Below are 2863 nucleotides of genomic sequence, written 5' to 3'. Positions count from 1 at the left end.
GCCGGCAGCCTTGCGGCGGCTGGTGCTGAGCTTCTGCGCTACCGCAGACTGGTAGCCATCTACAGAGCGATTACGGCGCAGTTCCCACGAGTCTGTTGACTTACAGACGCCTAACCGGCGACCAATCTCGGCCTGACTAACTTTGTCTTCACACAACAGAGCTATCTGGTATCGTAATCCTTCGGTTCACTGCTGATATTTCATAGTTACTCGCTCATCTTTAGTCGGAAGAGCAGGATAGTTTATCGGTAGCTAACCGTCCCTCCATCTACATGACCGAGCGTTGCACTTATTATCTGAATTCGCGCAGTGGAGTTAATAAAGGGAACTGAGAGCGCGTTAAGAAATAACGCGTTCACGTTCCTCCAGAATGGCTGTTCATCTTCACCGGAATACGCAGCCCTAAGCTGGAACCACCCCCCGTCTGGCTTATTGCGGGCCGGGAGCATTTTTCATTTGCATTTAATCCGAACCGGAAAACGGGATTAGGTCGTGTATGCTGTCTATGAATCATACATATCAATACAGGTATTCACACAAATCGGAGTCCCCTGAATGTGAACCCGTTGCAGGTGACGCGCAGATTGGGTCGTAAAGGCTTCGCGACCATGCAGCAACGAGAAGTTGTCGGATATGACAACATCACCCTGAAACCATTTATGCGCATAGTAATAACGGGGGGAGTACAGTTGCCGCCGCAACGTCTGACTAAATGCATTTTGCGTTTCCGGCGTGACATTATGGTATTCCAGCGCATGCTTATTAAGGAAACGCTCCCCTTCGGTCGGCGGCTCGTTATAACGCATGATCTCTCCGGTACCGTTGGGATGAGGGATGACCAATGGAGAAGTAACTTCTCCACCGTAATGCACAACGGCTTTAATACGGTAAGTTATTGAAACACTGCGCCACATATCGGCTAATTGTGCATCGGCCTCTGCCAATAAACGCGTGGTGTCAACAAAGGTGGTTCGTCCGCCTTGATCCTGGCCCGGCGCAGAAACGCAGTGGAACAGTTGAAACTCGGGTATGGTTGGTTTGTACATGCCATCCCAGTGCAGCGGTACATAGCTATTATCAAAGATATGATCCTTGGTATCCGCATGTTCTTTCACGTCAAGCACCGCCCCGAAAGGCCACATCATGATTTCCCCCCAGTAACCAGCATATTCGGTCAACGTTTCAGGATCGGAAAACCCGGAAGAAAACCCACGTAGTACCAGAAGATGATGCTTTCGGGCAAGCACACGCAGTGTGTCAATTGGCAATGTGGCAATGCCTTGTCCTGTTTCAACAGGCATCAGCAATACACCAAAAGGGGAAAGCGGCTCAATGCAACAGTTCATGCTATTTTCCATCATGTATATTTATCAGATGACAATCTTGATGTCCGTGTGGGTGACAAGACGAGAAAAGTACGCTTATGCCATATCAGGATATTTAACTAAGTAATGGCTGGGGGTACCACGGATTTCGACAATCTCCCCCTCCAACTGCTGCGCATCAGCATTCTTCATCAGCACAAACTGCCCATTAACATTGGCGGCAACCCCATGCCAGGGCGTCAACCAATCGTCCTTTGTGGGCATCATATGAATACCAAGCTTCAGGCTGTCCGAAGGTTGAGGATGAATGGACAAACGGATCGCATCAGGAAATTGCTCAGCAAGCAGGTTGCCCCACGCCCAACTGCGTTGAATAACGCCACATGCGCGCTTTTTAGCATCCTTCTGTAACGCCGCGTTAGAACCGGTATAGTCAGGGCGCAGGCTATCTTCATAGAGAAAGCGGGTTATTGAACGATAAAGTTGCAAGCCTTCTTCGCTCTGCATGAGCTGCGCTTTAATGTCTTCTTCTGACTCGGCGTAATCTTCAACCAGCCGATGGCGAAGATAATCATAATCAGCAGTAAGCGGCGCCATATTATCTACATCCTTAAGATTAAAGACGCTGAGATGAACAGCCCCTAGTTCATGAAGTAAACTTTCAATCTCATCCTGATAAATGTTAATCGCTTCGTCGCTAGTCCCAATCAGATCGCCAAATACATGCCCATCGGAGCAAATACGGATATGTGCACCCGGCGGATAATACAGTTGAATACGCTGACATAGCGAATTAAGGAAGGTCAGGGACAAACGCTCCGCCATATCTGGTTTTATCCCTAACACCTTATAAGGATTGGGAGATTTCACCGGAAACGCCGGTAGAATAAGTTCAATGCGACGACCCTCTTCAATAAAGGCACGGATTCTGGGTAATTGAACCTGAGTCACCTGAGACTCTTCTTCACTAATTGGTTTCGTAGAATTGGTAAATCTACGGCGATATTGAATTAACTCATTTAATATTAGCGATGAAACTAATTCATTGTTTTTCACATCCAAAACAACCTCATTAATTTGGGGGTGGAATTAACTGCATAATGGCTTTGTTGAATAAATAGAGATTATGCTGCGAATCCATAAAAATAGCGATCACCAATAACATTGGAATCAGCAGGTTGCAACTAGTGTTCGGTAATACATGCTGGAATGGCTAGCATCTTCGTCCAAAACCGACATATTAAAACAGCATGATCAGCTATTATTCAACAAAGCTAATAATAACACACAGACAATAAAATAAAACCCTTACAAGAGGGCTTTGTTGAATAAATCGAACGTAGCGCTCTTACAGAGCGAGCGTGACGACTTTGCATAGACGGAGCTCCTCTTCATATTCTGCACCATGTATATCTCCCGCCCCGCCAAACTGCTGTTCACCGTTGATGACAGCTGGAACCGCTATCTTGATGGTTAGGAGATTGAATTGCCTCTTTTGAGAGCGCCCAACCATGAATATCAGAACGAACTATCCCTTT

The 2863-nt window shown here is 46.8% G+C and carries 2 protein-coding genes and 1 pseudogene; all 3 read right to left on the bottom strand.

What is annotated here, in order from left to right; translation table 11 throughout:
- A pseudogene (locus tag BBW68_RS17275) lies at window positions 1-165 on the bottom strand (IS30 family transposase); the annotation flags it as partial.
- Between the two features lie 338 nt (window positions 166-503).
- A complete protein-coding gene (locus tag BBW68_RS14700) occupies window positions 504-1346 on the bottom strand; it encodes a TauD/TfdA dioxygenase family protein (protein WP_083264939.1) in 843 nt (280 codons plus the stop codon).
- Between the two features lie 75 nt (window positions 1347-1421).
- Window positions 1422-2387, bottom strand: coding sequence for an L-tyrosine isonitrile synthase (pvcA, locus tag BBW68_RS14695; RefSeq protein ID WP_070135916.1), 966 nt, complete (start codon window positions 2385-2387; stop codon window positions 1422-1424).
- Window positions 2388-2863 lie beyond the last annotated feature (476 nt).

The organism is Candidatus Erwinia dacicola, assembly GCF_001756855.1.
GTDB classification, from domain to species: domain Bacteria; phylum Pseudomonadota; class Gammaproteobacteria; order Enterobacterales; family Enterobacteriaceae; genus Erwinia; species Erwinia dacicola.
This window is presented reverse-complemented; position numbering and strand designations above follow the sequence as displayed.

Coding starts and splice junctions, on each gene's coding strand:
- BBW68_RS14700 (WP_083264939.1), bottom strand. CDS start 1,346: ATGAACTGTTGCATTGAGCCGCTTTCCCCTTTTGGTGTATTGCTGATG.